At 47.6% G+C, this 25131-nt stretch carries 25 protein-coding genes; 12 read left to right on the forward strand and 13 right to left on the reverse strand.

Going from position 1 to position 25131, the window contains the following annotated elements:
* The first annotated feature begins 164 nt into the window (after window positions 1-164).
* From RN22_RS06920 to RN22_RS06930, 3 genes are read left to right on the forward strand one after another with little or no spacing between them, the layout of a single operon-like run.
* A complete protein-coding gene (locus RN22_RS06920) occupies window positions 165-1253 on the forward strand; it encodes an efflux RND transporter periplasmic adaptor subunit (protein WP_046303662.1) in 1089 nt (362 codons plus the stop codon).
* The gene (locus tag RN22_RS06925) at window positions 1240-1902 is read left to right on the forward strand and encodes an ABC transporter ATP-binding protein (RefSeq protein ID WP_046303663.1); all 663 of its coding nucleotides are present in this window, start codon (window positions 1240-1242) and stop codon (window positions 1900-1902) included. The genes RN22_RS06920 and RN22_RS06925 overlap by 14 nt, the downstream gene beginning before the upstream one ends.
* Window positions 1899-3143: an ABC transporter permease gene (locus RN22_RS06930; RefSeq protein WP_046303664.1), complete on the forward strand. Its 1245-nt coding sequence runs from the start codon at window positions 1899-1901 to the stop codon at window positions 3141-3143. Before RN22_RS06925 ends, RN22_RS06930 begins: the two co-directional genes overlap by 4 nt.
* On the opposite strand, the gene RN22_RS06935 is transcribed toward RN22_RS06930, so the two are convergent.
* From RN22_RS06935 to RN22_RS06960, 6 genes are all read right to left on the reverse strand, one after another.
* Window positions 3138-3764, reverse strand: coding sequence for a CPBP family intramembrane glutamic endopeptidase (locus tag RN22_RS06935; protein ID WP_046303665.1), 627 nt, complete (start codon window positions 3762-3764; stop codon window positions 3138-3140). The two genes, RN22_RS06930 and RN22_RS06935, sit on opposite strands and share 6 nt — an antisense overlap.
* A 2-nt stretch (window positions 3765-3766) precedes the next feature.
* Window positions 3767-4369, reverse strand: coding sequence for a GNAT family N-acetyltransferase (locus RN22_RS06940; RefSeq protein ID WP_046303666.1), 603 nt, complete (start codon window positions 4367-4369; stop codon window positions 3767-3769).
* Window positions 4362-4811 (reverse strand): GNAT family protein, encoded by a 450-nt coding sequence (locus tag RN22_RS06945; protein ID WP_231590864.1) that lies wholly within the window; start codon window positions 4809-4811, stop codon window positions 4362-4364. Before RN22_RS06945 ends, RN22_RS06940 begins: the two co-directional genes overlap by 8 nt.
* 90 nt (window positions 4812-4901) lie before the next feature.
* A complete protein-coding gene (locus RN22_RS06950; protein WP_046303701.1) occupies window positions 4902-5408 on the reverse strand; it encodes a 3-hydroxyacyl-ACP dehydratase FabZ family protein in 507 nt (168 codons plus the stop codon).
* Between the two features lie 22 nt (window positions 5409-5430).
* Window positions 5431-6681 carry a beta-ketoacyl synthase gene (locus RN22_RS06955; protein WP_002538285.1) on the reverse strand — a complete coding sequence of 417 codons (1251 nt, stop codon included), beginning with the start codon at window positions 6679-6681 and terminating at the stop codon, window positions 5431-5433.
* Complete coding sequence (locus tag RN22_RS06960) at window positions 6674-6961, reverse strand: acyl carrier protein (protein ID WP_231590865.1); 288 nt, start codon at window positions 6959-6961, stop codon at window positions 6674-6676. Before RN22_RS06960 ends, RN22_RS06955 begins: the two co-directional genes overlap by 8 nt.
* Window positions 6962-7564: 603 nt before the next feature.
* On the opposite strand from RN22_RS06960, the gene RN22_RS06965 reads away from it, so the two are divergent.
* Complete coding sequence (locus RN22_RS06965; protein ID WP_046303667.1) at window positions 7565-8146, forward strand: hypothetical protein; 582 nt, start codon at window positions 7565-7567, stop codon at window positions 8144-8146.
* 59 nt (window positions 8147-8205) lie between these two features.
* On the opposite strand, the gene RN22_RS06970 is transcribed toward RN22_RS06965, so the two are convergent.
* Window positions 8206-8634 (reverse strand): nuclear transport factor 2 family protein, encoded by a 429-nt coding sequence (locus RN22_RS06970; protein ID WP_002538280.1) that lies wholly within the window; start codon window positions 8632-8634, stop codon window positions 8206-8208.
* 89 nt (window positions 8635-8723) lie between these two features.
* On the opposite strand from RN22_RS06970, the gene RN22_RS24475 reads away from it, so the two are divergent.
* Window positions 8724-9563: a LysR family transcriptional regulator gene (locus tag RN22_RS24475; protein WP_052737503.1), complete on the forward strand. Its 840-nt coding sequence runs from the start codon at window positions 8724-8726 to the stop codon at window positions 9561-9563.
* A 52-nt stretch (window positions 9564-9615) separates the two neighbouring features.
* On the opposite strand, the gene RN22_RS06980 is transcribed toward RN22_RS24475, so the two are convergent.
* Window positions 9616-10479, reverse strand: a complete 864-nt coding sequence (locus RN22_RS06980) for an MBL fold metallo-hydrolase (protein ID WP_046303668.1) — start codon at window positions 10477-10479, stop codon at window positions 9616-9618.
* Window positions 10480-10596: 117 nt separating this feature from the next.
* On the opposite strand from RN22_RS06980, the gene RN22_RS06985 reads away from it, so the two are divergent.
* Complete coding sequence (locus RN22_RS06985) at window positions 10597-11481, forward strand: LysR family transcriptional regulator (RefSeq protein ID WP_046303669.1); 885 nt, start codon at window positions 10597-10599, stop codon at window positions 11479-11481.
* 47 nt (window positions 11482-11528) lie between these two features.
* Here the strand turns inward: RN22_RS06985 and RN22_RS06990 are convergent, their stop codons facing one another.
* Window positions 11529-12032: a lactoylglutathione lyase family protein gene (locus RN22_RS06990; RefSeq protein WP_039849885.1), complete on the reverse strand. Its 504-nt coding sequence runs from the start codon at window positions 12030-12032 to the stop codon at window positions 11529-11531.
* Window positions 12033-12144: 112 nt separating this feature from the next.
* On the opposite strand from RN22_RS06990, the gene RN22_RS06995 reads away from it, so the two are divergent.
* A complete protein-coding gene (locus RN22_RS06995; RefSeq protein WP_046303670.1) occupies window positions 12145-13029 on the forward strand; it encodes a LysR family transcriptional regulator in 885 nt (294 codons plus the stop codon).
* A 44-nt stretch (window positions 13030-13073) separates the two neighbouring features.
* Here RN22_RS06995 and RN22_RS07000 read toward each other — a convergent pair whose 3' ends face one another.
* On the reverse strand, window positions 13074-14696 hold the full coding sequence (locus tag RN22_RS07000) for a methyl-accepting chemotaxis protein (protein ID WP_046303671.1): 1623 nt from the start codon (window positions 14694-14696) through the stop codon (window positions 13074-13076).
* Window positions 14697-14927: 231 nt separating this feature from the next.
* Here RN22_RS07000 and RN22_RS07005 point away from each other — a divergent pair, with 231 nt between their 5' ends.
* Both RN22_RS07005 and RN22_RS07010 read left to right on the forward strand, forming a co-directional pair.
* Window positions 14928-15788 carry a GyrI-like domain-containing protein gene (locus tag RN22_RS07005; protein ID WP_046303672.1) on the forward strand — a complete coding sequence of 287 codons (861 nt, stop codon included), beginning with the start codon at window positions 14928-14930 and terminating at the stop codon, window positions 15786-15788.
* Between the two features lie 491 nt (window positions 15789-16279).
* Complete coding sequence (locus tag RN22_RS07010; protein ID WP_046303673.1) at window positions 16280-19600, forward strand: alkaline phosphatase; 3321 nt, start codon at window positions 16280-16282, stop codon at window positions 19598-19600.
* Between the two features lie 76 nt (window positions 19601-19676).
* Here the strand turns inward: RN22_RS07010 and gcvA are convergent, their stop codons facing one another.
* Window positions 19677-20585 (reverse strand): transcriptional regulator GcvA, encoded by a 909-nt coding sequence (gene gcvA, locus RN22_RS07015; RefSeq protein WP_046303674.1) that lies wholly within the window; start codon window positions 20583-20585, stop codon window positions 19677-19679.
* Window positions 20586-20707: 122 nt separating this feature from the next.
* On the opposite strand from gcvA, the gene RN22_RS07020 reads away from it, so the two are divergent.
* On the forward strand, window positions 20708-21001 hold the full coding sequence (locus RN22_RS07020) for a hypothetical protein (protein ID WP_002538267.1): 294 nt from the start codon (window positions 20708-20710) through the stop codon (window positions 20999-21001).
* Between the two features lie 35 nt (window positions 21002-21036).
* On the opposite strand, the gene RN22_RS07025 is transcribed toward RN22_RS07020, so the two are convergent.
* Window positions 21037-22254: an EAL domain-containing protein gene (locus tag RN22_RS07025; RefSeq protein ID WP_002538266.1), complete on the reverse strand. Its 1218-nt coding sequence runs from the start codon at window positions 22252-22254 to the stop codon at window positions 21037-21039.
* A gap of 997 nt (window positions 22255-23251) precedes the next feature.
* Between RN22_RS07025 and RN22_RS07030 the strand changes: the two genes are divergently transcribed.
* The gene (locus RN22_RS07030) at window positions 23252-23710 is read left to right on the forward strand and encodes a hypothetical protein (protein ID WP_046303675.1); all 459 of its coding nucleotides are present in this window, start codon (window positions 23252-23254) and stop codon (window positions 23708-23710) included.
* 16 nt (window positions 23711-23726) lie between these two features.
* Here the strand turns inward: RN22_RS07030 and RN22_RS07035 are convergent, their stop codons facing one another.
* Complete coding sequence (locus RN22_RS07035; protein ID WP_046303676.1) at window positions 23727-24020, reverse strand: DUF6506 family protein; 294 nt, start codon at window positions 24018-24020, stop codon at window positions 23727-23729.
* 147 nt (window positions 24021-24167) lie between these two features.
* Between RN22_RS07035 and RN22_RS07040 the strand changes: the two genes are divergently transcribed.
* Window positions 24168-25055, forward strand: a complete 888-nt coding sequence (locus tag RN22_RS07040; RefSeq protein ID WP_046303677.1) for a LysR family transcriptional regulator — start codon at window positions 24168-24170, stop codon at window positions 25053-25055.
* Window positions 25056-25131: the final 76 nt, after the last annotated feature.

Consider the following 25131-nt stretch of genomic DNA (forward strand, 5'->3'; position numbering starts at 1 on the left):
ACACTGGCACACACGAAATGTTTAAGTGGGAAGAAGGCTAAGGAATGCATGATTTCAACGTCGACATCAATACAAAACTAATCAAATAGCCTCGCCTCCTTATCGTAGTAAAAACAGGGAATTGAAAGCCTCTCTATGACGTTAAAACAGTATGGACACAAACAATGAGACGCTACTTAAAGAGTATATTTGCCATCGTTGTGCTGGCTTCCGTTGCTGCTGGCTATTTTTTCTATGAGGAGCCGCCTCTCAGTGTTTCAGGTGTGCAGGTGCAACGTCATGATATGGCCTACATCATCCGCGTGACGGGCGAAGTCATCAATGACCGCACTGTTTCTCTCACCGCGTTAGTCAATGGCCGTATCGAAGACGTTTACGTTGCCCGTGGTGATAAGGTGAAAAAGGATGACACGCTGGCTTCCATGGATAACCGTGCCTCTGTTGCCCGCCTCAATCGTGCCAAAGCCGTCGTTCAGCAACAAACGGTTCGTCTGAAAGAACAACAGCAGCGCTTTAACAGATTATCTGAGCTCTCCAATAGAAAGCTCGTTGCCGTCGAAGCCCTCGATCAAGCGCAATACGAATTGGAAACAGCGAAAGCGGCGGTGGCGATAGCCAAAGCCGACGCCCAGATGAGTACCATCGAGCAAGACTGGCAAAGGCTCGACGCACCATTCGATGCCGTTGTCACGGACAAATGGACTGAATCCGGACAGTGGGTTGAAGCCGGAACCCAACTTTTCCAGCTCGTCGCGATTGAAGGGTGGGAAATTGAAGCCAACTTAGACGCCGTTGATACCGGAAGAATTCACACAGGCCAAGTGGTTAACGTGTCATCTGATTCTTTTCCTGACAAAGTATGGCAAACCCAAATCCATTGGATTGGCCCGGCCATTGAACGCTCTGCAGAGCGCTACTTAAATACCTTTCCCGTTCGTATGGCCTTGGGGCCAGATGCACCAAAACTGTTACTGGGGCAACAGCTGGATATCGAAATCGTTATCGAAGAGCGTGGCAATGTGTTGAGCCTGCCTTACAGCGCCCTGCGTGAGCGCGAACCAGGGCTGTTTGAAGTTGCTCTGGTTGAGCAAGGCGCGATTCGCTTACAGCCAATTGAATCTGGGTTAGAAACAGACACCCATGTTGAAATACTCAGTGGCATCCAAGAAGGGCAAAAGGTCGCGCTGTTTGATAGCGGGTATCTGGAAAATGGACGTGCAGCAAGGTTTATCGCGAACAATGATCAAAATTGAATCCTTGTATAAATCCTATTTCCGGGGAGAGACCCCATTACCCATCATCCAGGGTGTCGACCTGCACGTTGAGCAGGGAGAATTTGTCACCATCATGGGTGCATCCGGATCAGGAAAGAGCACCCTACTCAATATTATTGGCTGCTTAGATAAAGCCGATAAAGGCACTTACCACTTGGATGGCACCGGTGTTCATCAAACTGATGACGATGGACTTGCAAAGCTTCGTTCGTCGTTAATGGGATTTATATTTCAATCTTTCAACTTGCTGTCACGCCGTGACGCGTTAGCCAATGTCATGCTGCCATTGGTGTATCAAGGCACACCGTCCTCACAGCGCCGAGACCTTGCGTTATCCGCACTAGAACGGGTTGGACTGGCTGACCGTGCCACCCATTTACCCAATCAGCTTTCCGGTGGCCAGCAACAACGGGTTGCCATTGCACGGGCGCTGGTCAACAAACCCAAGTTACTAATTGCCGATGAACCTACCGGTGCGTTAGACAGCCAGACTGGGCAGCAAGTCATGGATTTGTTCAGGGAGCTTCATGCTGAGGGTCACACCATTATCATGGTAACTCATGATGCGCATCTGGCAGAGGCTGCAGACAGAGTCGTACACATGCGCGACGGCAGGATAGTGGTATGACAGGGCTGCGGATTCTGCCGGATTTGTTTAAAGAGGCGCGTCTGGCCATGCTGGCGAATTGGGGCAGATCCATGCTCAGCATGATTGGTATCGCTGTGGGTATCGCCGCAGTGATGACAGTGGATACCGTCAGTACCGGAGGTAAAACCTTTGTCATGCAAGAGCTGGAAACTTTCGGTCTCAAGTCTGTTTGGGTGTATCGCACACAAAGCAGCAAAGATCCCCACAAGCGGATGCGGACAGGCACAGGCATCACCAATAACGATTTAATCGCACTTGAGGGAGATTGCTGCCCATCCGTCAATCTGATCAGCCCCATCGTAAAACCCAGAGGCTCACCTCCCATCGTCCAAGCCGGCAATCGCTACAGCAATGCTGAAGTGGTTGGCGTCAATGCCGCCTTTTTAACCATCAACAACGATCAATTGCGGATTGGCAGAGGCCTAAGAGACACAGAAATCAGAAATCGCAGACCTGTCGCCATTATCGGCGAAACCGTCGCCTCAGATTTGTTCCCTGGCATATCGAACCCTTTAGGTCACCCGTTTCGAATATCGGGTCGTGAATATCAGGTTGTTGGCGTGCTCCGTTCTAAAAGTCGGGATCTACTGGCCAGCATCGGCTCTGCGGGAGGCGATGTGAATAACCGCATCTTAGTCAGTTACCCACTGGTACAGGCACTTAACGGCAATAATGACGTGAGCTACATTCAAGCTGAAGCCACAACGGTAGAGGCTGCAGAAGCAGCGGCCGCGCAGATAAAAGGCGTGCTTTCCCGTCGTTATCAAGGCGTTTTTGAATATCAAAGCAGCACACTCGCTTCCTACATTCGAACCACAGACAGTATTCTTGGTGGCGTGACCATTATCGGCATTATTGCCGCTTCTAGTGCGTTGATCGTTGGTGCCATTGGCGTTGGTGGGATCATGAGTACGGCCGTTGCTGAACGTACGCGGGAAATCGGTATTCGTGCCGCGATTGGCGCCCACCGCAGCCACATCATGATTCAGTTTATTGTGGAATCTGTGCTCATTTGCCTGATTGGCGGTTTGGCAGGTTTAGCGGTGGGCATGTTGATCGGCGTGGTCTTGGACTTCTTTACCGGCTTTCCGTTGTTCCCCGGCATCTTGGGCATCAGCATTGCCCTTTTTGTATCCATTTTGGTTGGATTAGTTGCGGGATACTTGCCCGCCCGAAGAGCAGCCCAAATGAAACCCGTGGACGCGCTTAGAGACTCATGAAGATTCGCCGGCACCGACCTTAAGGCTGTCCTGATATTCCTCGTAGAATGATGCAGAAAGGATAAGAACATTTCTGGTAAGGTGAACGATCCAGACGAACAGCAGGGAATCAGTCACCACATACGCAACACCAAGGAGTATTGCGAAAAGAAAGAACTCTAATGAGTGCCACCCTAGCGGTCTGTTTTCCTCATGAACGGTCCAAAACAATACGGCTGAGAGGAAAATAGCGGCCCAAACCGGTAAAACCAGCATCAGCGTACTGATTAAAAATACCCGCCATATCAGCTCTTCGTAACCTGTGATCCCCAATTGAAAAAGCAGATAGTTTTTGTTTTCTTTAAGGCACTTAATCCCACAGATACTATCAACCATAAACTTTTTGGGTTGCGGTGAACTCAGCGGCAATCCCGCGATAAGTAAGACACAGCCAACAACAATGCCACCCAAGACTAAAGTGCTAATTTCAATAAAAGATGCCAGCTGCCAATCCAGATAGAAATACAAGGTATAAGCGATGACGGGCAGCATGAGCAGGAAGCCAACGCAATCCCCAATGAATCGCGGGTAAAGAAAAGACAAACAGACAACGGCGATAAGCAGCAATACAAGCAAGGCCACGTTTAGAAGAGCCCTTGCCTAAAGTGACGGCGCAATACGCCCTCTTTGTGCTCTTGCAAAAATGTCCGGAAATCCTCTGAAAACATGGCGTACAGATGGTAGTCGTTCCATCCATCCCCCACAGGGACATAGTTTTTCAGCACACCTTCTTTGATACCACCAAATTCTGCCAGACGAATGGAATCCTCATTTCCTGAAAGAACATAACCATAGACCTTATGTAAATTCATGACATTAAAGGCCATTTGCAAACTCAGCAGTGCTATCTCTGGCCCAAAGACACTGGTACGGTATTCCGCTTCTCCCACGAGGTAACGAAGATCTGCAGTGCGGCTTTTCCAATCGATGTTATTAAACCAGACCATCCCGATTGGCTTGCCGCTTTTGACCGAACACACCAAGCCCAGAAGGTTTTCTCCGCCATAAACCGCAGCATTTTGTTCAAGCCAACTCATCACTTGGTCCTGAGCACCATCTACAAACGTCGAGCTGTCAAAAACCGTTGAATTCAGATAGGGATCTTCCAGCCAGCGAGCAATGGTATCAATATCTTCGAGATTGGGACGACGCAAAGCACAATAAATTCCACGAACACTGTCAAACACGTTGATCCTCACTTCCCAGCATTAATAAATCGTAATAAGCGCCTTCAACAAACAACTGATCTCTCAAACGGGCTTCTTCAGTAAAACCTAATCGTTTCAGGCAATCTATCTCTTGCTGTTCATGAGGGAGTAACTGGACATAATACTTACCGATGCTGTAGTTCCGGGCCAACCAGTTCAGGACGAACTTGATATTTTCGTCAGCAGAGTCACACAGCAAATGAACATCTATATAGGCAATGCCCTCGAACACAGCTCTTATTCTGAGAAATCCGACTTTGGTGGTTCCACTCAATACCACGAAATCTCCATCACCCAACGCCGCATCGAGTTCGGATTGTGAGCAGCCAAGAGGGTAAGCCAGGTTTTTATATGTTGAACATTTGAATCCTGATGATGCTAAATCAAGATAATCATCCACCGTTGCCAATCTAAATGACACTGAAATCTCCACTCTTTTTTATAAGGAAAACACGCTCACCGAGGTCTATACCCAAACGACCTGAATATGTAGGATTCAGGTCGTTCAGGCCTATGAGGCATGTTGAGAAATATGCTCAATGAGATTTTTTCGCTTGATAAACGACAGATCGAACGTAGCAGCCAACACTTCCCGCCCATTCACATAGGAATTACCCGTTAGCCTGGCGCCCAATCGGTTGATGGCCTTTATGCTGACGCGCGCTTCTAAGGTGTCTCCCGGCAGAGCAGGAGACTTAAATCGCATTTGGCTGACAGTGCTGGCAACCACATCGGTTTCTTCTTCAAATTCACTCCGGTAGTGAATCAATACAATGCCGGCCTGTGCTAATGCTTCACCCATCAAAACGCCAGGCATCATGCTGACATGTTTGAAGTGTGCATCAATCAGATCTGAAGATTCAGGGATATGGTATTGCGCCACGGCCTCAGACTCAGTCAAATAACTTACTGAATCAACGAATAAAAAGGCATCACCATAGGGTAAGATTGAACGAACAGCCGCTTTACTCAATCCACCCTGTGGCCCCCTCAATCCATCAATAATATTTCGATTCATAGACGCCATTCACAGACAAAGGTCATTCCACTTTTTGCAGGATGGTCGCCGCATTCGTGCCACCAAAACCGAAGTTTAAAGAAAGAACTCTCTTCAAATCAGCTTGTGTGGTTTCACGTACGATGGGAGCATCCTCAAACAGAGGGTCAATATTTTCGATATTGATGGATGGCGCAATGAAGCCATCTTTTAGCATGGCGATGCATGCAATCAGCTCGATAGCACCCACCGCTCCTATCGCATGTCCAGTCATGGATTTCGTTGACGAGAACCTTGGAACATTGCCGCCAAATGCGCGGCGTAATCCATTGACCTCCGCCACATCACCCGCGACGGTGCCTGTCCCATGCGTATTGATTGCATCGATATCGGCAGAGTCAATACACGCGTCTTCTAACGCGCTGGCAATACAGTCAACAAATGTACCGCCATCAGCTTGAGGCAGAACCAAATCATAAGGATCTGAGTTAGCGGCATAACCTGCAATTTCTGCATAAATTGGCGCATTACGCGCCAACGCAGAATCAAGTGACTCTAAGACAAGCACTCCTGCCCCGCCGCTAATCACAAAGCCATCTCTGTCTCGATCGTAGGGGCGTGATGCTGTTTCCGGGGTGTCATTAAAACCGGTGGACAGTGCCATTCTCAACGCTTGAAAGGAAGCGACGATCAAGTCGCTCACTTCCTCACAACCACCTGTGATGGCTCTGTCTATCACTCCATCACGTATCAGTTCATACGCATGTCCGATATTGTGCGTACCTGTCGCACACGCCGACGAAATGGAATAGCTTCGCCCATTAATACCAAAGAGTTTGGTCAAAAGTGCACTTGGTGTACTGCTCATGGATTTGAGCACGGTATAGGGTTCAGTTCTTCGAACCTGGCCATTGAAATACTTTACACCTTCTCGATGTATCACACCGACATCCGCCACACCGCTGCCGACAAGACAAGCCGTTCGCGGGTCAGAGAGCGCTTCAGAACTTAAGCCGGAAGCCGAAATCGCGTCATTGGCGGCAACACTGCAATAGAGTGTTGAGGTCGGCATCGCCCGGCGGAGTTTGAGCGGAATGTTCGTGGACTGTATTTTGGCTTCTTCTAAATCGATTAAACCAGCAACACGGCTCGTTAATCCATATTCAGACCAAGATTCGACAGCGCGAAGACCACTGCGACCAAGCTTTAGCGATTCGGTAAAAGTGTCAAAGTCGTTGCCAATGGATGAAACAACACCAACCCCTGTTACGACAACACGTCTACGATTATCCATTTTTTTCGCTTAACTTGGATTCAATGATTTCTAAAAGATCACTCACAGTGTCAAGCTTGATTAAGTCTTCGTCATCGATGGATATCCCCAAAGAGTCTTCCAAATCAAGAGTGAGTGAAACAGCCTGCATGGAATCCATACCAAGATCATCACGCAATGACATAGATGGGACAATATCTTTCGCTGAAATAGCATTTTCTGACTCAGACTCTAATCGACTCATGATTTCCGATATTATCGAATCTGTTAAATATTGTTGGTTCTCGAGGATAGAATTCATATTAATTACACCAACTACATGAATTAATGATAAGGTTCGTATATCCGAACAACGACAAGACGAAATAATTCAATCAATCGTTTTTTATTGCCAATCGATGTGGGAATTTATCTAGTTGCTGTTAGCTTATCTTTCACGACAACCTGCTTCAAACCCTTTCAACATTTCTTCTGTCAAAATATCATCACATCTCAAATACAAAACATAACATACAGTTTAAATACCGTTCCCATTCGAATGAGATCAATGGATATCCTTGATTTTTTATAGCCCTTTCAAATGACTCACACTATTCTAATTAGAATTTATTAAATACAACTTACATGCTAATTTGGAAATTCGTGACACTCTCCCATAAATTATTTAGTGAAAAATCAAACTTCATTTTCAGTCATTTTTAAAAACACTGTCTTTACTTAATATATACACAAACCGTATAGCGTTCATTTCTGTTCATCAAAAGATATGCATAAAAATTCATTATGCAATAGATTACATAATATTTGAGTCACAAAAAAATCTCACTCAAGTGACACAACTGTTAACCACCTGCGTCCTAATATTCCCATTGATTTACACACAATAATCGTATGGAGAATGCGGATGAAATACTCGCTACCAGTATCTATTTTTTCCTCAGCAGCGCTGATGTTTTCAGCCAGTGTGTTTGCTGATACCACACCATACCTGCCGTCAAACAGTGTTGTTGTCGACGCTTACATAGGCGGTGATGAGTTGACGGAGGCCAACAATGGTGCCATCAAAGTTGTCGAATACAATGAGACGACGATTAATTTTAATTACGCTTTTGACACCACGTCTCATATGTTCACGGCACCTGTGGCTGGTCTCTACAATATCGATGCCCGTTATGCTCAACGTACTTGCGGGTTTAAGTACCTGCTTCGGATTGGCATCTCACTGCCAAATGCTGTCCCACCAGGCAGCAATGCTTCTATTGGCCCTGTTACTTTTGCCAATAACGATACGGGTTGCGCCATCCCTGGCGTCGCAGCAGTAAACAGCATTATGCAGCTTGAAAAAGGCGAGACCATTTTCATCCAAGGCCGCTATCAGCGTGCGCCTTATGATGTATCTCCGTGGAACTACCAGAACCGCTATCAGAACCGTCTAGTGATCACCTATCTAGGCTGTAACTTCTGCGGTTTTCCCCCAGCAAGTTAAGCAGATATCAAATAGAAAGGGACGCATCTGCGTCCCTTTCTATTTCGAATTGGTGTTTGTTAGTAACGCTTTTCAACGGTGAAGTCATCAAGCTCCAGACGCCAAACACCATCAGCTTCTTTCACCCACTTTTCCAGCGTGATATGGCCTTCGCCGATGTTCATCTTCCAGCGAGATTCCATCACCACAGTTTTGTCATCCAGCTCTGTAAATTTGGGTTCTATGTAGACCAAATCTGTCGCGCCATCGCTGATTAATTGCTTCCAGAATGCCGTTGCCGCCGGGCGGCCATGATACACACCAAACGGATGAGAAATCATGGTCGATTCCATGGTGTATGCATCACCAAGATACTGGTAGTCACCTTTGTTGAATGCAGCGATCCACTGTTTTGATGCTTCTTGCGCCTCTTCAATCGGGCCCGCATAAGCTGCACCTGCGAATACCATTTGAGTTGCGATTGCCGCTGCCATTAATTGCTTTTTCATCCTTCACTCCACATCGCTTTATTTGGGTTGAGCAAAGAGTACCCACGCATTATTGTTAGATATATATCGCACAATAGAAAACACTGTTTATGGAAAATAAACATATTGGCTACCAAATGCAGCTTTACGTCACCTTGGTTCGGGCTGGCAGTTTTACTCAGGCAGCAGAACAACTGGGCATTACCCGCTCTTGGCTCAGTCAGCAAATCAGTGGATTGGAGAAATCACTAAACACCCTGTTGTTGCATCGCACCACCCGCACGCTGCGGATGACAGATTCCGGCGAGCGCTTTTTTGAACATGCCGTAGCAATGGAAAATTTGCTGGAAAAGGCCCAGGAAGATATCTCTTCGACCCAATCAGGCATAAAAGGAAAAGTCCGGATTTCCTGCCCAACAGCCTTGGCTCCGGTTTTGGTTGTCCCAGCAATTAAAACCTTGAGGTGCGAACATCCTGAACTGGATATTGAACTCGTCGTGACGGATACCATTCAGGATTTGCTGCAGGAAAATATCGATGTGGCGATTCGTGTGGGTAATCTCCCAGATAGCAATTTGAAAGCCAGATTGCTCGGCCGCTTTCACCAACGCTGGTACCAATCACCTGAATTGCCGGAAGGTTCAGATGACCAGATTCTGCTGCCATGGCAAACCCCAGAGCACGCCAACGTGCTGCGTGTAAACAATATCCTCACCGCTGCAGAAATGGCAAAGCAGGGATTGGGACGTGTATTGCTGCCCGATCTTTTTGCCCGGTCATGTTGTGAGCAAGGGTTGTTGACCTTGGTTTCAAGAGCAGAGCCTGAGCCAGAACAACAACGTGATGTTCACGCCATTCACGCTTTCTCAGAATTTACACCGGCGCGGATCCGTTTGGTCATCGACACCCTGATATCGCAGTTCCAGCTTTCGCAATCAAACATGGGCTAAACAAAAACGGTGACTACCAGAGTCACCGTTTTAACCTTTGCTTATTGGCACATCACCACTGCGTTTCACCTTCGTGAACCTGTGCGCCTAGCTCCAGCGTGAAGTTGGCACCCAATTTCGGGTAGTAACCAACCATGGTATCAATCACGCCTTTGCTGTTTTCGCTCTTGGCTTTCGCATCTGCAAATCGTTCAATCCAGTTCGCTGTGTAATCAATGGTCGAAGGATCCAGTTTGCCTTCGGTTTTCATGTGACCCGGGATGACCAGTTCAGGCTTCAAAGATTGCATTTCCTTGAGTTGATCCAACCACGCTGTCACTTCTTCATCGGTTTGGGTGTCTGCCATCCAAACGTGCATACCTTCAACGATGCCGACATTACCCAGAATGGCTTTTTCTGAAGGGATCCAGAGGTACGGACGATGCGCCAGCACGCCTTCTGTGCCTTTGATTTCGATAACTGCATCATCGACTTTTAGCTCGGTGCCGTTAAATACATCCGGTACACGTGGTTGCTTCGGTGCATTAGAACCCATTTTGGGGCCCCAGAAACTGATCTTGGTTTCCAGCTTTTTCACGATAGCGTCTCGTACTGCCTGCGTGGTCAGCACATTCGCATGTGGGAAGATTTCAAGTAGCTGTGAAGCACCGAAGTAGTAATCCGGATCCGCCTGACTGATGTAAATGGTTTTCAGCTCTTTGCCAGAGTCCAATACTTTAGCGGCGATTTGCAACGCATCGGCGCGGGTAAAACCCGTGTCGATCACCATCACTTCTTTTTCGCCTGCAACGACGGTAGAAGTCACGTTGAAGCTGTTGTCGTCTCCGTAGTAAACGTCAAATGTCAGTGGTGTAGTCTCCGCCATTACTGGGGCTGTCAGAGCGAAAGAGAGCGCTAAAGCAATGGTTGTTTTCATTGTTGTACTTCCTCGTTATTTGGGTTTGGGAAGAAGCATAACGATTGGATATGCTCGGAAATAGCGCCTATTATTTGCATCATTATTTCTTAAATCGAACAGATAAAGAATGAACTTATGGATAAGTTGACTGCCGCAAGGGTGCTTCTCGATGTGGCGCAAACGGAAAGTTTCACCGCCACAGCTGACCGATTAGAGATGTCCCGACCTATGGTGACACGCTATGTGGAAGCCATGGAAAACTGGCTTGGGGCGAGGCTGTTAAACCGCACTACCCGCAAAGTGTCACTTACCAATATGGGTAAGCAAGTGCTGCCAGATATGCAGCGATGGGTGGAGCAGGCGCTGCACTTGGAAGAAAGCTTGATGCCCGGCGAAGCGCTGAGTGGATTTATCCGAATAAGCACCAGTATGTCATTTGGTTTTTCCCTGTTGATGCCAGCACTGCACGAGTTTCGGGTGCGTCACCCCGGTGTCACCATAGATATCGACGCACAGGACAGAGCGGTTGATCTGGTCGCAGAGCGTGTTGATCTCGCTATTCGCACTGCCAGCAACCCAGATCCTTCGCTGATTGGCCGACCCCTCGCGCCCTGTGAATCAACCTTGGTTGCCTCTCCTGCTTATCTGAAATCGCGGCCGCCTATCTTGGTGCCGGAAGATCTCAAGGCGCACGAATGCTTGGGCTATAAGAACTTTGGCCGGCACGAGTGGCATCTCTCCAAAGGCCATGAAAAACAAACCATTGAAGTAAATTGTCCGATCACTGGCAACGAAGCCACAGTGCTGCTTCATGGCTCATTAGCAGGCATGGGAATTTCCATGCAGCCAACGTATCTGGTCGAAGAAATGCTGGAAAAAGGCGAGTTGGAAGAGGTATTGCCGGAATGGGAATTGAACACCCTGACCATCTATCTGCTGTACGCATCACGCAAGCATCTTTCAAGGCCTGTGCGCGCTTTGATTGATTTTCTGGTTGAGTATTTTGATGGGAAATTCTGACGTTCAGGAGCAAGCCCTCCCCTTTAAAGAGGAGGGAGTGTAGACGCTTACTTGTAAGCACCCGCCGCGTAATGCAGTTCGTAAGAGTGACTGTAGATCTCAAGGATGTTACCGAACGGATCTTCCATGTAGATCATGCGGTAAGGCTTCTCACCTGGGTAGTAGAAACGTGGCGCTTTCATGCGCTTCTTGCCACCTGCCGCGACAATTTTTTCTGCCAAACCTTCAACATCCGGGTCCTGCACACAGAAGTGGAAGATGCCGGTTTTCCAGTATTCGAAGTTGTTCTCTGGGTTTTCCTGATTCTTGAATTCAAACAACTCAACACCAATGCGGTCACCGGTAGAAAGGTGCGCGATGCGGAAACGTTCCCAGCCAGCACCGAATACATCCGTACACATTTCACCGATGGCAGAATCGTCTTCAACAATCTCAGTCGGCTCCATGATGAGGTACCAACCCAGTACTTCGGTGTAAAACTTCACCGCTGCTTCCAAGTCAGGAACGGAAATACCAATGTGTGAAAAGTTACGTGGATATGGCGTTGTCATGATTAAAATCTCTCAATGCGTTATCGGATGAAGAGAAGTTTACCTACCACCTTTTTCATTGAAAAATTATCGATTATTATTGAATCCATAATATTCTGTTATTCATTTCCATATGCTGAACCCTAAATGGCTCAACACCTTCGCCACGCTGGTTGAAACCGGCAGCTTTACCAAAACCGCTGAACGGCTCTACATGACACAACCCGGCGTCAGTCAGCATGTGAAAAAGCTGGAAGACGAGTTGGGGGAAACCCTCATATACCGTGAAGGAAAGCAGTTCGAACTGACACGTGAAGGCATCATGCTGAATGCCTTTATCGCCGAGCAGAATCAGCAGCAGGCAGACTTTCTGGCAAGAATGAAAGACGATGATCCCCATCAAGGGGCAATCCGCATTGCCTGTTCCGGTGCAATGGCGATGAAGCTATATTCGTCTTTGTTGAACCTGCAAACCTCATACGCCGGCTTATCGGTGCAGCTTGAAGCCGCGCCAGCAGACAGAATTCGTCAGATGCTCATGGATAACCAAACCGACATTGGCATCACTACCCAAAAGTTCGATCACCCTGCCTTTGAAGAAACCTTACTCGGTGAAGAAGCACTTTGTGTGATCGTGCCTTCCAACGCTGATATTCCCCAAGGCAATTTCCATGCGCTTGCTTCATTGGGCTATATTCATCACCCCGATGGAAAACACTACGCCGACTTGGTGCTTGGAAGTAACTTCCCCGAAGAATACCGTGGCGTCGAATCCTTGGATCATCGCGGTTACGTCAACCAGCTGGCGCAGATCCTTTTGCCCATATCAAAAGGCATTGGTTTCACCGTGTTGCCAGAAAGCGTCATGAGTCGATTTGAGCAAAAAGAACAGCTTACGTCGCTCCCGCTTGAGTCACCGGTTTCGCAATCCCTGTTTCTTTCGAAGAAGAAACATCGTGATTTGCCGAAGCGATTCGAAGCGGTGATGGAAATCATTCACCAATCAACATGCAAATAAAAAAGCCGCCCAAGCAGGCGGCCAATGTCTTCAAGCGTAAAGACTTAACACACTTTAAACTTGCCAATGAGTGCATCAAGCTCATCCACTTTTCTGTCGAGCGAGGCAATGCGGTCTGCACTTTGCTGAGCACTGTCCAGCGACTTGGAAGAAATATCGCTGATGGCGGTAATATCTGAGGCGATTTCTCGGGTCACGGATGTTTGCTCATCGGCTGCCGTCGCAATCGTGCTTATCATGCTTTGCACGGATGCAGCGCCATTGAAGATGTCATCCAGCGCTTTCACGGCGCTCTCGCTGTGGTTCACACCAATCTCAACCAAACCACAGTTCTCTTCGGTACTGGTGACGGCATTTTGTGTGCCCGTCTGGATCGATTGGATAATAGTAGAGACTTCTTGCGTCGCCTGCGTAGTACGCTCCGCCAGTGCACGAACTTCATCTGCTACAACGGCAAACCCACGCCCAAACTCACCCGCACGCGCGGCCTCGATTGCCGCATTCAGTGCAAGCAGGTTAGTTTGTTCAGCAATCCCCTGAATCACTTTGATCACATTGCCAATTTCTTCACTGTGGCTGCCCAGCTCACGCATCGATACCGACATTTCCTGCATTTGCACAGACACCTGCTGAATACTGTTTACCATCTCACCAATCACGCGGCGGCCTTCATGCGCTGATTCCTCTGAGCGTTTGGCTTCATCAAAGGTCGCAGTCCCCTGATTCGCCACTTCAGAAATGGTCAGGCTGAGTTCTTCAGACGCAGTCGCAATCAAGGTCGCTTTTTCATCCTGCATCGATGCGCCTGATACCACATCCTGACTAATCGTAGACAGTGCTTTAGCCGAAAAATGCACCTCTTCAGTTACGCCACGGATGGATGAAATCAGGCTCACCAATGATGCTTGCATCCCGTTAACAGACACCGCCAGGCTGGCGAGTTCATCGCCAGACTTATCTTCAATCGATTCATTGGAAAGCTCTCCATTGGCGATACGCTGTGCCGCTTGGTTCAAGATTGTCAGACGACGTGTAATTGAGGTGGAAAGCAGATAAGCAATGCCGCAGGAGAGCAAAATAGCCACTGCTGCAAGAGAAAGCAGAGTCATTCGCATCACTTCATAGGCTTCAAGCAGACTGCCAAGTGCCTTATCAGTTTCAGCCACTTCCTCAGATGAGACTTGGTCGAGAATGTCTTCGATAGGTGCAAGGTGCATGAGATACACGTCGTGAAGCTCTTCCACCAAATCAGACATTTCAACACCATTTCCTACCCGTGGAAGAATACTGTTTTCAAAAGCGGCTAGATAAGCCTTCATGTGCTCTTCTATCTCTGCCAGTCTCTGAAAGTCTTCCGACCCTGGGGTTTCCAACAGGCGCACATGAGCAATCAAATCCATATACTCTTTGATGTTGCTCTTTAAATCCTCCTTGGCGCCAGTAACGTCATTTATCACGCCCATTGAATCCCGGTAAACGTCACCAGCTTCATCAATCAGTCCAAGATAACCTATCGCTTCCGGTACATCGTCGGTTCTGACCTCTATACCAACCTCCTGAAGAAACGCCAACTTAATCCAGACAAACGCCACCATACCAACTAACAGGCTAAGAATGCCCCCAAACCCAAAAAACAATTTTTGACTGACCGTCAGCTTCCTCAACATGCTGATTCTCCTCCCCGATGAAATGAATCATTTACCGTATGATGTATCGACCCACGCACCATTCGCTTTAGTGATAAATCGAACAATTACATAACAGGCACGCCGCGTTCTCTCAGGATGGGCACATCATGCTTTACTATTCAGTGGGTTAGTTTTTGAATAAAAAATGCGCAGGATTTGTTAAAAGACCCATTGATAACTTGTAGGGATGGAAACAAGGGAGAAGCACTGATGAAGCGTCAATCGACTGCCGAGCACTACCAGAAAAGGCTTTCTGTACTGTCGGATTATATCTACGACAACCTGGAAGACGATCTGGATATGGACAAACTCGCTGAGGTTGCGCTGATCTCGCCTTATCACCTACACCGCATTTATCGTGGGATTTACGGCAACAGTCTGACGGATTCCATCCGTTGGATACGTCTTCACTATGCGGCGGACAGGTTGATAAAGACGGACATGAGCATTGAGGCAATTGGCCGCCTGGCGAGATACAACTCTGTGCAAAGCTTCACCCGTGTTTTCAGTGAGACCTTTGGCATGCCACCTGCACGCTTCAGGCGTGAGGGTGATCATGTTCAATTTTCGCAACCAATACGGAAGAACGAGGACTACCCCATGCAAGAGATTACAATCAGAGAAAGCGAAACGATGACCCTTATCGGATTCGAACACCATGGTGATTACATGAAGGTGGGCCAGCAGTTTGAGAAGCTGCAGGGCTGGCTGGCGACACGTAACTTGATTGACGAAAACACCCGCTTCTTTGGCGTCTATTTCGATGACCCTGACACCGTGCCGACTGACGAATTGCGCTCCTTGGCTTGCATCAAAGTGAGCAATGTAAATGACTTTCCTGAGGAAGATGGCTTAAAGCGTTTTGACATTCAGGGAGGGAAATGTGCGGTGATGCATTACAAAGGTCCATATGCCAACATGGACGCCGCGTACCGCTGGTTATTTTCTGAATGGTTACCAAAGTCTACTGAGCGGGTCGGTAACCAACCAGCCTATGAAGAGTATCTGAATGATGTCCATTCCGTACCACAAACTGAGCTGAGAACGGACATTTACATCCCTCTTGAATAGTTTTTTTAAGTGTCTACCCAATCATGGATAATATTTAAGGCGGTGTTTAAATTACCGCTTTATTTATTTGTTTTATATAATATTAATAATTTTTCAAATTCACACTTCCCTTGAAATTTCGAACAAAAAACTCGATTTAATACCGTTATTTCATGTCATTACCACCAACAGAAAGCGTTAGCGTCCATATCTTAAATCCCATGCTTTTTTAATACTCATTCATGCTGGTGAATAGAAATTCAGTAATGAATATTACAAATAGTGTAATGAACATTAGATACAGTGAGTTACAGCCTTATAGGTAGCATGGTTATTTGGCGACAGATTTTCATCCTTCATACTTCCCTAAAACTCCATATGTGCCACTGACAACGCCGTCTCGATAGCGAGACTAGACCTCATTCCCTGTGCGGTTTTCCGCCTTTATATTTCATTGCTGAATAAGCCAATACAGAACAATAACGGCACGTGCTCAACAGGGAGACAATGACGTGGCAAATATTATCAATGGGACAGAAGAAGACGATTATCTGCGTGGAACCAACGACGTAGATACAATTTACGGCTACGGTGGTAACGACTTTATTCAGGCCGATGGCAACACCGACTACGTGTATGGTGGTGATGGCGATGATACGGTGATCGGCGGTGACGATGAGGATATCGTCCATGGCGATGCCGGTAATGACTGGGTACGCGGTGGTTTCGGCAACGACTTTCTCTACGGCGATGATGGCGATGATCGCGTTGAAGGTAATACAGGCGATGATTTCCTATACGGCGGCCGAGGCAATGATTTCCTATACGGTGGTGAAGGCACCGATGTCCTGTACGGCGAAGAAGGTAACGACCGTTTAAGAGGTGGCGAAGGTAACGACACACTTCACGGTGGCACAGGCCATGATGTGCTTTTCGGCAACGAAGGGAATGACACCCTCAATGGTGACACTGGCAACGACGTCCTTTGGGGAAATGAAGGCAATGATCACCTCGTGGGTGATGATGGCAACGACCCTGATGTCGGCCAAGGTTCAAGCAGTAGCAGCGGTATCCAACTGAAAGCCGATGGCCCAGCCGTTGAAAGCGCGGCAAACACCGGATGGACCACCACGACTGTCACTATCGACGGCGTGCCCTATGTGGTGACCACCCAGTTCGGCTATAGCGGAACCACCATCATTTCCCGCGTGGAAACCGATGGCACCCTAACGGAAACTGACCGCATTACCTTTGATAACAGCACCAAAACTGCCTCTATCTCTTCCAGCGGTGACATTACCGCTGACATGGCTGATGCAGGCCTTTCTGTAAATGCGCTTGGTAATGGCCTTCATCACTCTAATATTTCGTTTGTTGATGGCAAAGCAACCCTGTTTCTGACATCTCAAAACAGCGGCTCTATCACCACATTTGAAATCTCTCCCGACGGTACTCTCTCGCTGGAAGGTGGTTTATCAGAATTCGGCGGCTCGCAAACCTGGCTGCGTGACGGCATCATCCGTGAAAACGTGGTGTTTGAAGCCAACGACGGCAGCAAATATGTGTATGTCACCCGTCCTTTCCAGGACCGTGTCGATATCCTGACCTACGATCCGGAAACCGGTGTAATGGCCGAGACAGGCAAATCGGTTGTCGCGGGTGACATCACCTCAAGCATCGATATCATCGAAGCTTACGGCCAGACGTTTGCCGTCGCGAGTGGCAACGCCAGTGTTCACCTCTACTCAGTAAACGAAACCACAGGCGACCTGACGGCGATTGACACCGAAGCGGTCACCAATGGCAGTGGCAACTCTGTTAACTTTTATCAGACCGCAGATGGCACCACATACGCTATTACCTCAAGCTCTGGTGGTGACTATGCTTCGGTTTTTGAATTGGGTGCTGATGGTTCACTGACGCTGACAGACACTGTCGATGGTGGTGGCGCGTATATGTCGACCGCAGGCTATGTGGAAGGCCAGCCTGTGTTTGTGATGCCAAGTGCGACCGAAGGTGTGGATCTCTTTACCATTGATGCAAACGGCCAGCTTGAACTGCGCACGACCATCACGGATCTTCAAAATGACAACACGCCACCTGTGATTGTGCAGACGGTTGATGGCAGCTATTTCCTCGTCGATGCTGACGACAATGCCTCTTCTGTGCAATTGGCCGTTGATGATTTCTTCAGCGAGCCACGCAATGACTTGCTGTTCGGTGGAGATGGGGAAGATTTACTGGAAGGTGGAGCTGGAAATGATGTCCTCACTGGTGACAACGGTGTGGCTTCTGACATCGATCTTGCCCAAGGCGATGTGGTCACCAATGAAGCCAACTCAGGTTGGACGACGACGACCATCGACATTGATGGTGTGCCCTATGTGCTGACAACCGTATGGGGCTACAGCGGTGCCGCTATTCTTTCCCGTGTGGAGAACGATGGCACACTGACAGAAACGGATCGCATGGTGTTCGACAACAGCACCAAAACTGTTACCACCACTTCACAGGGAGATATCACCGCACAAGTGCAAGATGCTGGATTGTCGGTTGGCTCAATGGGTAACGGCCTGACACATTCCAATATGGCGTATGTTGATGGACAGGCAACCCTGTTCCTGACTTCCCAAAACAGTGGTTCAATCACTACCTGGCATATTTCTGATGACGGTAAGCTCTCGCTGGATGGCGGCCTATCAAATTTTGGTGGTTCGCAAACCTGGCTGCGTGGCGGCATCGTGCGTGAAAACGTGGTATTTGAAGCAAACGACGGCACGGAATACCTGTACGTCACACGCTCCCAGAATGACCGCATTGATATTCTAACTTACGACTCTGAAACCGGGAAAATCGCCGAAACGGGCAAAACGGTTGAGGCAGGCGATTTGGTTTCCGGGATCGATATCGTTTCCATCGGTTCGCAAACTTACGTGGTTTCAAGCGCCAACGGCAGCGTTAACCTGTACGACGTCAACCGCGTTACCGGCAACCTGACGCTGGCTGATACCCAAACGGTCACTGCAGGTGGTGGCAACTCCGTGAACTTCTACCAAACGTCAGATGGCGCTACCTACGCCATTACCTCTGGTAGCGGTGCGGACTACGCATCTGTGTTTGCTGTCAGCGAAGAAGGCACGCTCACACTTACTGACACTATCTCTGGTGGTGGCGCTTACATGTCATCCGCAGGTTATGTGGATGGCGAGCCTGTGTTTGTGATGCCAAATACAACCGAAGGTGTCGACCTCTACACCATTGATGCAGATGGCAAGTTGGTTCACCAGCTCAATGTCACTGGCATTCAGAATGAAAACACGCCACCGGTTATCGTTCAGACAGAAGATGGCAGCTACTTCCTGGTGGATGCCGATGGCAATGCTGCCTCTGTTGAACTTAGCTTTGGTTATGACAACCTGTCGAATGAAACTGATGGTTATGACGATGAGCTTCACGGTGGCACCGGCAACGACCGACTGGAAGGCAATCAGGGTGACGATAAGCTCTACGGCGACGAAGGCAACGACGAGCTGAAAGGCCAAGACGGTGCGGACTTCCTTTCCGGCGGTGCAGGATTTGACACCCTCACAGGTGGCAAAAATGCCGACGTTTTCTTCTTTGACAGCGAGTCGGGTTCTGACACCATCACCGACTTTAATCTGCGAGAAGACAGCATCCAGATTGACAGTTCTCTCGCCAGCGGTGCTGACGCGCTTCTTTACTGGCAAAGCGGCGCTGATACTGTGATTTCGGTTAATGATGGCGCAGCGACGATTACCCTGGAAAACTTCGATGTGGATCGTGTGTCTGCGGACATTTTCGATTTTACGTGATCGACGTTACCTGATGGTTCACATCAAAAAGCAAAACGGCCCTCAGGGGCCGTTTTTATGTCTAACGCTTTCCTATTCAGCACCTAAGCTCTGAAGTTATCCAACGGTGGAATGCCTGCACCTTTTTAATCCTGAGATGGGATTCCGGGCAGACAAAGTAGTATCCAAACGCCACTTTCTGGTTGTGCTCACGGCCAAAGGGATACACCAAACGCCCTGCTTTCACATCTAGGTCCGCCAGTGCAGTGGAAGTAAGCGCTACGCCTTGCCCTTCTATCGCCGCCTGCATAGCGAGTGCTTCGCTGGAAAACTGATGACCGGAATTGGCATCTGAATGCTCAACACCTGCCGCGCGCAACCACATTCCCCAGCAAGGAGCCTGTGCCTGAGTGGTTTGCCAATCAGAGCGTAATAACATGTGGTGCTTCAGGTCTTCTGGTGAACGCAAAGCATGTTTACCTTCCAGCAACGCGGGACTACAAACTGGCACCACTTCTTCCGGAATCAACACCTCACAGTGCACGCCAGTGTAATTGCCACCACCATAGCGAAGCGCAATATCAACGCCATCCTGTCTAAAATTCACCAGAGATTCGCTGGCATCTACCCGCAAACGATACGCCGGATACTGCTGGTAAAAACTCCCTAATCTTGGCAGCAACCACTTTGCGGCAAATGTGGGGGACACACTCACCACCAGCTCGTTGCTGTGACGATGCCGATGCAGTTGCCGAATTCCCTCCTCGAGTTTGGCGAACCCTTCTTCCATAAACGGATAAAGCTGTTCACCCACTTCGGTAAGTGAAATTGAGCGCACCTTGCGCTCAAACAACTCAACCTCTAGATAGCTTTCCAGTGTTTTAATTTGCTGACTAACGGCGGCTGGCGTGACATGCAGCTCTTTCGCAGCCTGCTTAATACTGAGGTGCCGAGCTGTACTTTCAAACGCTCTCAGCGCGTTCAACGGAGGAAATCGAACTTCCATGAATTAGTTTTCCTTACCCATAACACAGGAAACCTCGTTTGTTGTAGCAGAAATAGTAGCCCAAGATTGGTTTCAACTTAAGCATATCTTGGTCAACAGAGATAAAACAGGAGGAAAGGCAAATGAAGATTTCAGAAAAGAAAAGTCATACTTTGTTGGTCGCGCCTTTTGAGCAGAATAAAGAGACGCATATTGAATTAAGCCGAATGATATGGAAATTGGTCGAGAGTGTGATGGCTAGGTATCAGGCACTTAGGCTCAAACATCAACGGGAAAAACTTCGCGATTCACTCACTGACTATCCGGACTACCTCCTTAAGGATTTTGGATTAAGTCCGGAAGAAATCAGTGTGATTAAAACCCGAAGTGCTCATTTAAAGTCAGAACAAATTGTGCACAGTGTGAGAAGGAATTGAGCGTTCACCTACCCTAGGTGAACTTTCCACCTAGGCTAGGACTTCACTTTATCGCTAAGTTCACACTGCGCTTCCCACTTTACATACCAAGCTTCCAACTCCTCTATGGGCTTGGGATGACAGATAAGAAAGCCCTGTATCAGCATGTTTGGGTAATGGGATGTCAGATATGCCAACTCCTCATCCAACTCCACACCTTCCGCAACCACTTTGCATTCGGATTCCAGTGAGAAATCCGCCAAAGAACGGACGATAGCCTGACCAAAGTGATCCGTGTGGATCTTGCTAATCAGGGAGCGATCAACCTTCACTTCTGTAAAAGGTAAGTGACGAAGATGCCGGAAGTTGGCAAAACCCGTCCCAAAATCATCAAGCGAAACACCGAAACCCTGCATCCGTAAACGATTCAAGGACTCCAGTTGTTCCGGAGAATTCAACGCCGACTCTTCGGTGATTTCCAATGTTATTCGCTGTCGTAATACATTCTTTTCTTTAAACAGCGCACCCAAACGGTTGGGAATACTCAGATCATCCAACTGCTCCGCAGATAAGTTGATGCTAACAGTCACATCCTGCCCGAAAATCGCCGACAATGTTTCCATGTCAGAGGCTGTTTTCTCCGCAATCGTCGTTGTCAGTAAGTCGACTAAGTCATGCTGAACTGCCGTAGACAGAAAGCTTCCAGGTAAAATCACCCCTCCACTGTCAGCGTCCAGAATGCGTGCTAATACCTCAACACTTTCTACACAACGAGTGACGGGATTCACTTTCGGCTGGTAATAAGGCACCACACTGCCATTGATCAGGTATTTGATCAGAGCTTCACGCGCCATTGCAGAATTTTGTTGAAACTGCATTTCATGCGGCTTTGGCAGTTTGTTCAGTGTCTTTTCCAAGGCATCAAGGGTGATTGGCTTTGAAATGCTACCCAGTAGATAGACCCACTGAAGCTTAGCGATTTCCGCAGCCAATTCGGTAACACGGTTTTCCAAATCAGAAATAATGCATACCGCACCTCGGAAGTTCATCTTCCCCAATTCACGGATAACGCACATACCATCAATATCTGGCATCCCCAAATTAGTAAAGACCACGTCATAATGTGTCTTTCCGATGTTTATTTCATCTAATGCTGTTTGCGGGCATGAAAAACAGCTGACTTTTTCATAACCCAAGCAGCTAAGCATTTTTTGAATCAACAACAACACGGACTCAGAGTCATCTATGACTGCAACATGTTTAGTATTTTTCACTCTCCCACCAACCCAATGTCCTATTAGTGCCAAGAATACTTTCAATCTTGTTGTTGACTTAAAGATCTGTGATTTTGGTAATTAAAATTGACACACAGACCTTTTCTCCTCTCTATATTTTTTGTTCTTAGAAGAGTGATAAATCTAATCGTTTATATGAAATTAACTTGATAGAAAATCGCCAAAACAAACCAAATCAACGATTAATAATTAATAGAAAACATATCAGCTTTGCGCCAGAAGCGTTTGAAAAAAATGTCTCCTTTTTGGGAGTAATTACAATAAAATCATCTAACCATATGTTTGTAAGGTTATTTTTCCATAAGCAAGCAAGTTTACATCCATATCACTTCGTATCAAGTGGTTTCATATCGTTATCAATGTCTCATTTTAGAGGCACATGGCTTATACATATGAATCAATTTCCATACATCAAATAAGGTTTCCAATAATAAATTTCGAACATACAAGATAAAAACTCGCAGAATAATGTATGAAACTCTTAACCCATAATCCATTGAGATACATTTAAACAGACATTTTAAACACAAGAAAGCGGTTGCTGTCATAAATGATGTCAATATCAAGATATGTCTAACTTCACCATGTTGCCGCGAGTAAATTCAATCACTTCAATTAAAGATTTTAGTTTAACGGATACTAATAACACGAAGAATGAAAAGTAGTGAGGGACATCTTCGTCTTTAAAAAGCTAACAGTTATATCAATATTGGAAGGAAGATCATTAATTTGAGGAATCGAAGTGAAACGTCAATGGACTCCAAAGCATTTTTTCATCCCGCATGTCAGCAATGCCTGACACCCCAACTTTTTTCGTTGCTCCGGGATTCATTCGTGTTTGCTCTCTATACCCAAACAACCTGCAGGGCTCGCCACCCGTCAATTAGCCCTGAGAGAGGGGCTCAATGCGAGCATCTTGAGGTTGTTTGGGTATAGAATACGGGCCTGAAAATTTGTAATGAATTAGAGTGCCCTTATGTCTCGTGACTACACATTCGAATGCCTTGTCACCATGCCACGCCATGAACTGGAAGAATTCAGCGCCCGAATGATTGGCCGCATGGTGCCAGAAGATGTGATGACTGAAATCTTCACATTTGATCAGGAAGAAATAGACAGTGAAGAACGTTTATTGTCAGCACGTCTTGATGCCATGTTGCGAATGACTGCAATCGCACTGAATGAAACTCAGCAAGCTTTTGACGATTCAGAACATGCAAAGCAGAACAGCGAAAGAATGACGCGATTGCTCCTTTGGCATTTCTACGCCATCTCTTTTCGTTTGGAGCAAGCCATTACGTTGGAAACGCATTGTGAAGAAGTTGAGAAACTGCTGAAAAACGCACCGAGAGATGTGTTTGGCTGGGTGAATACCCTGACAGAATTACTACACACCTATGCCGAGATCAGTGCGGAACAGAACCCTGAAAGCTAACTAGGGTCTGTTGACTCTAGGCATTCTCCCCCAGCTTTTTCAGTTCCTGCTCACTGAAGCTGACAAACCCGATAGGAACATCGCTGCCAAGCGCAGCGATGATCTTTTCTGCACTTTCCGCCCCAAATCCACCACAAAGCTCTATGACCTGTGCACCATTGGCGATCAGCCTTGTTGCTGCATCTATCGCTTCTTCATCGGTGCTGACACCCAGTATTTCCGTTCTGAACAATGGAGACTCGATAACAGACTGATGTTCGTGTTGCTGGTAATCCGGCGCTTTGATGATAAAGCCGTAGTGAGAGATCATGTTGAATCCTTTTAGCTAAAGTGATTTGTAAGAGAGAGACTGTTGACCCTAACATCTTAGTCCCAACTTCCCAGAAATTATCCACGCAATTGAATCCTTTGGGTTTTGCTCTATCTTTTCAGATACACGCAGTTTGTAGAGCTCCTCATGAACCTGAAGCGCATTGAAACCTTTGTACTCGTCGCCACCCTTCGCAGTTTTCGCAAAGCCGCTGAACAACAGTTCACAACCCAGCCTGCCATCTCGTCGCGCATTGCAAGTCTGGAAAAAGAGTTGGGCGTTATTCTGTTTGACCGCGAAGCCTCGCCCATTACCCTGACCGCCAAAGGCCGCGAACTGCTGCCCTACGCTGAGAAAATGCTACTTACGGCGGAACAATTTCAAAAGCGGGCTGAAAACAATGCGCTGTTTACGGGAACCTTGAGGCTGGGGATTTCTGAAACCGTCGTGCACACCTGGCTGACGGAGTTTCTTCGGAGCTTTAACGATAAGTTTCCGCGGCTGGATATCGACATCACGGTGGATGTAACGTCGAACCTCCGTCATGACTTATTGGATAGAACGCTTGATTTAGCCTTCCTGATGGGACCGATTTCGGAGCCTTCCGTCCAAAATATGCCGCTTTGCCGCTATCCGCTGGTATGGGTGGGAAGCCCGTCGTTGGGGCTTTCCAATTACACATTGAATTTGGCTGAATTAGCCGACTTCCCCATCATTACTTACGCACGCAATACACAGCCCTTCGGTGAAATCAAAGAACAGTTTGCTCAGGCTGACGCCGCCAACGCCCGCTTCTTTACCTCAAGTTCTCTCTCTGCCTGTTTGCGGATGACCAGAGACGGATTGGGTCTGGCGACCCTACCGACTGTCATTGCCGCTCCTGAAATTGAAACGGGAAATCTGCTACTTGTTGATTGCGGATGGGTGCCGTCTCCGCTCGGCTTCACCGCTTCTTATCTACATGCCCCAATGAATGGCGCTGCAGAAGAAGCAGCAAAACTGGCGGTGGAAGTAGCGGGGAAAGCAGGACATTAATTTTATTTATCGGAAAAGGTAAAAAACTATAATTGGACGAAATGACACCAACCTGCAACATTTACTTAACACAACA

The organism is Grimontia sp. AD028 (assembly GCF_000973155.1).
GTDB classification, from domain to species: domain Bacteria; phylum Pseudomonadota; class Gammaproteobacteria; order Enterobacterales; family Vibrionaceae; genus Enterovibrio; species Enterovibrio indicus.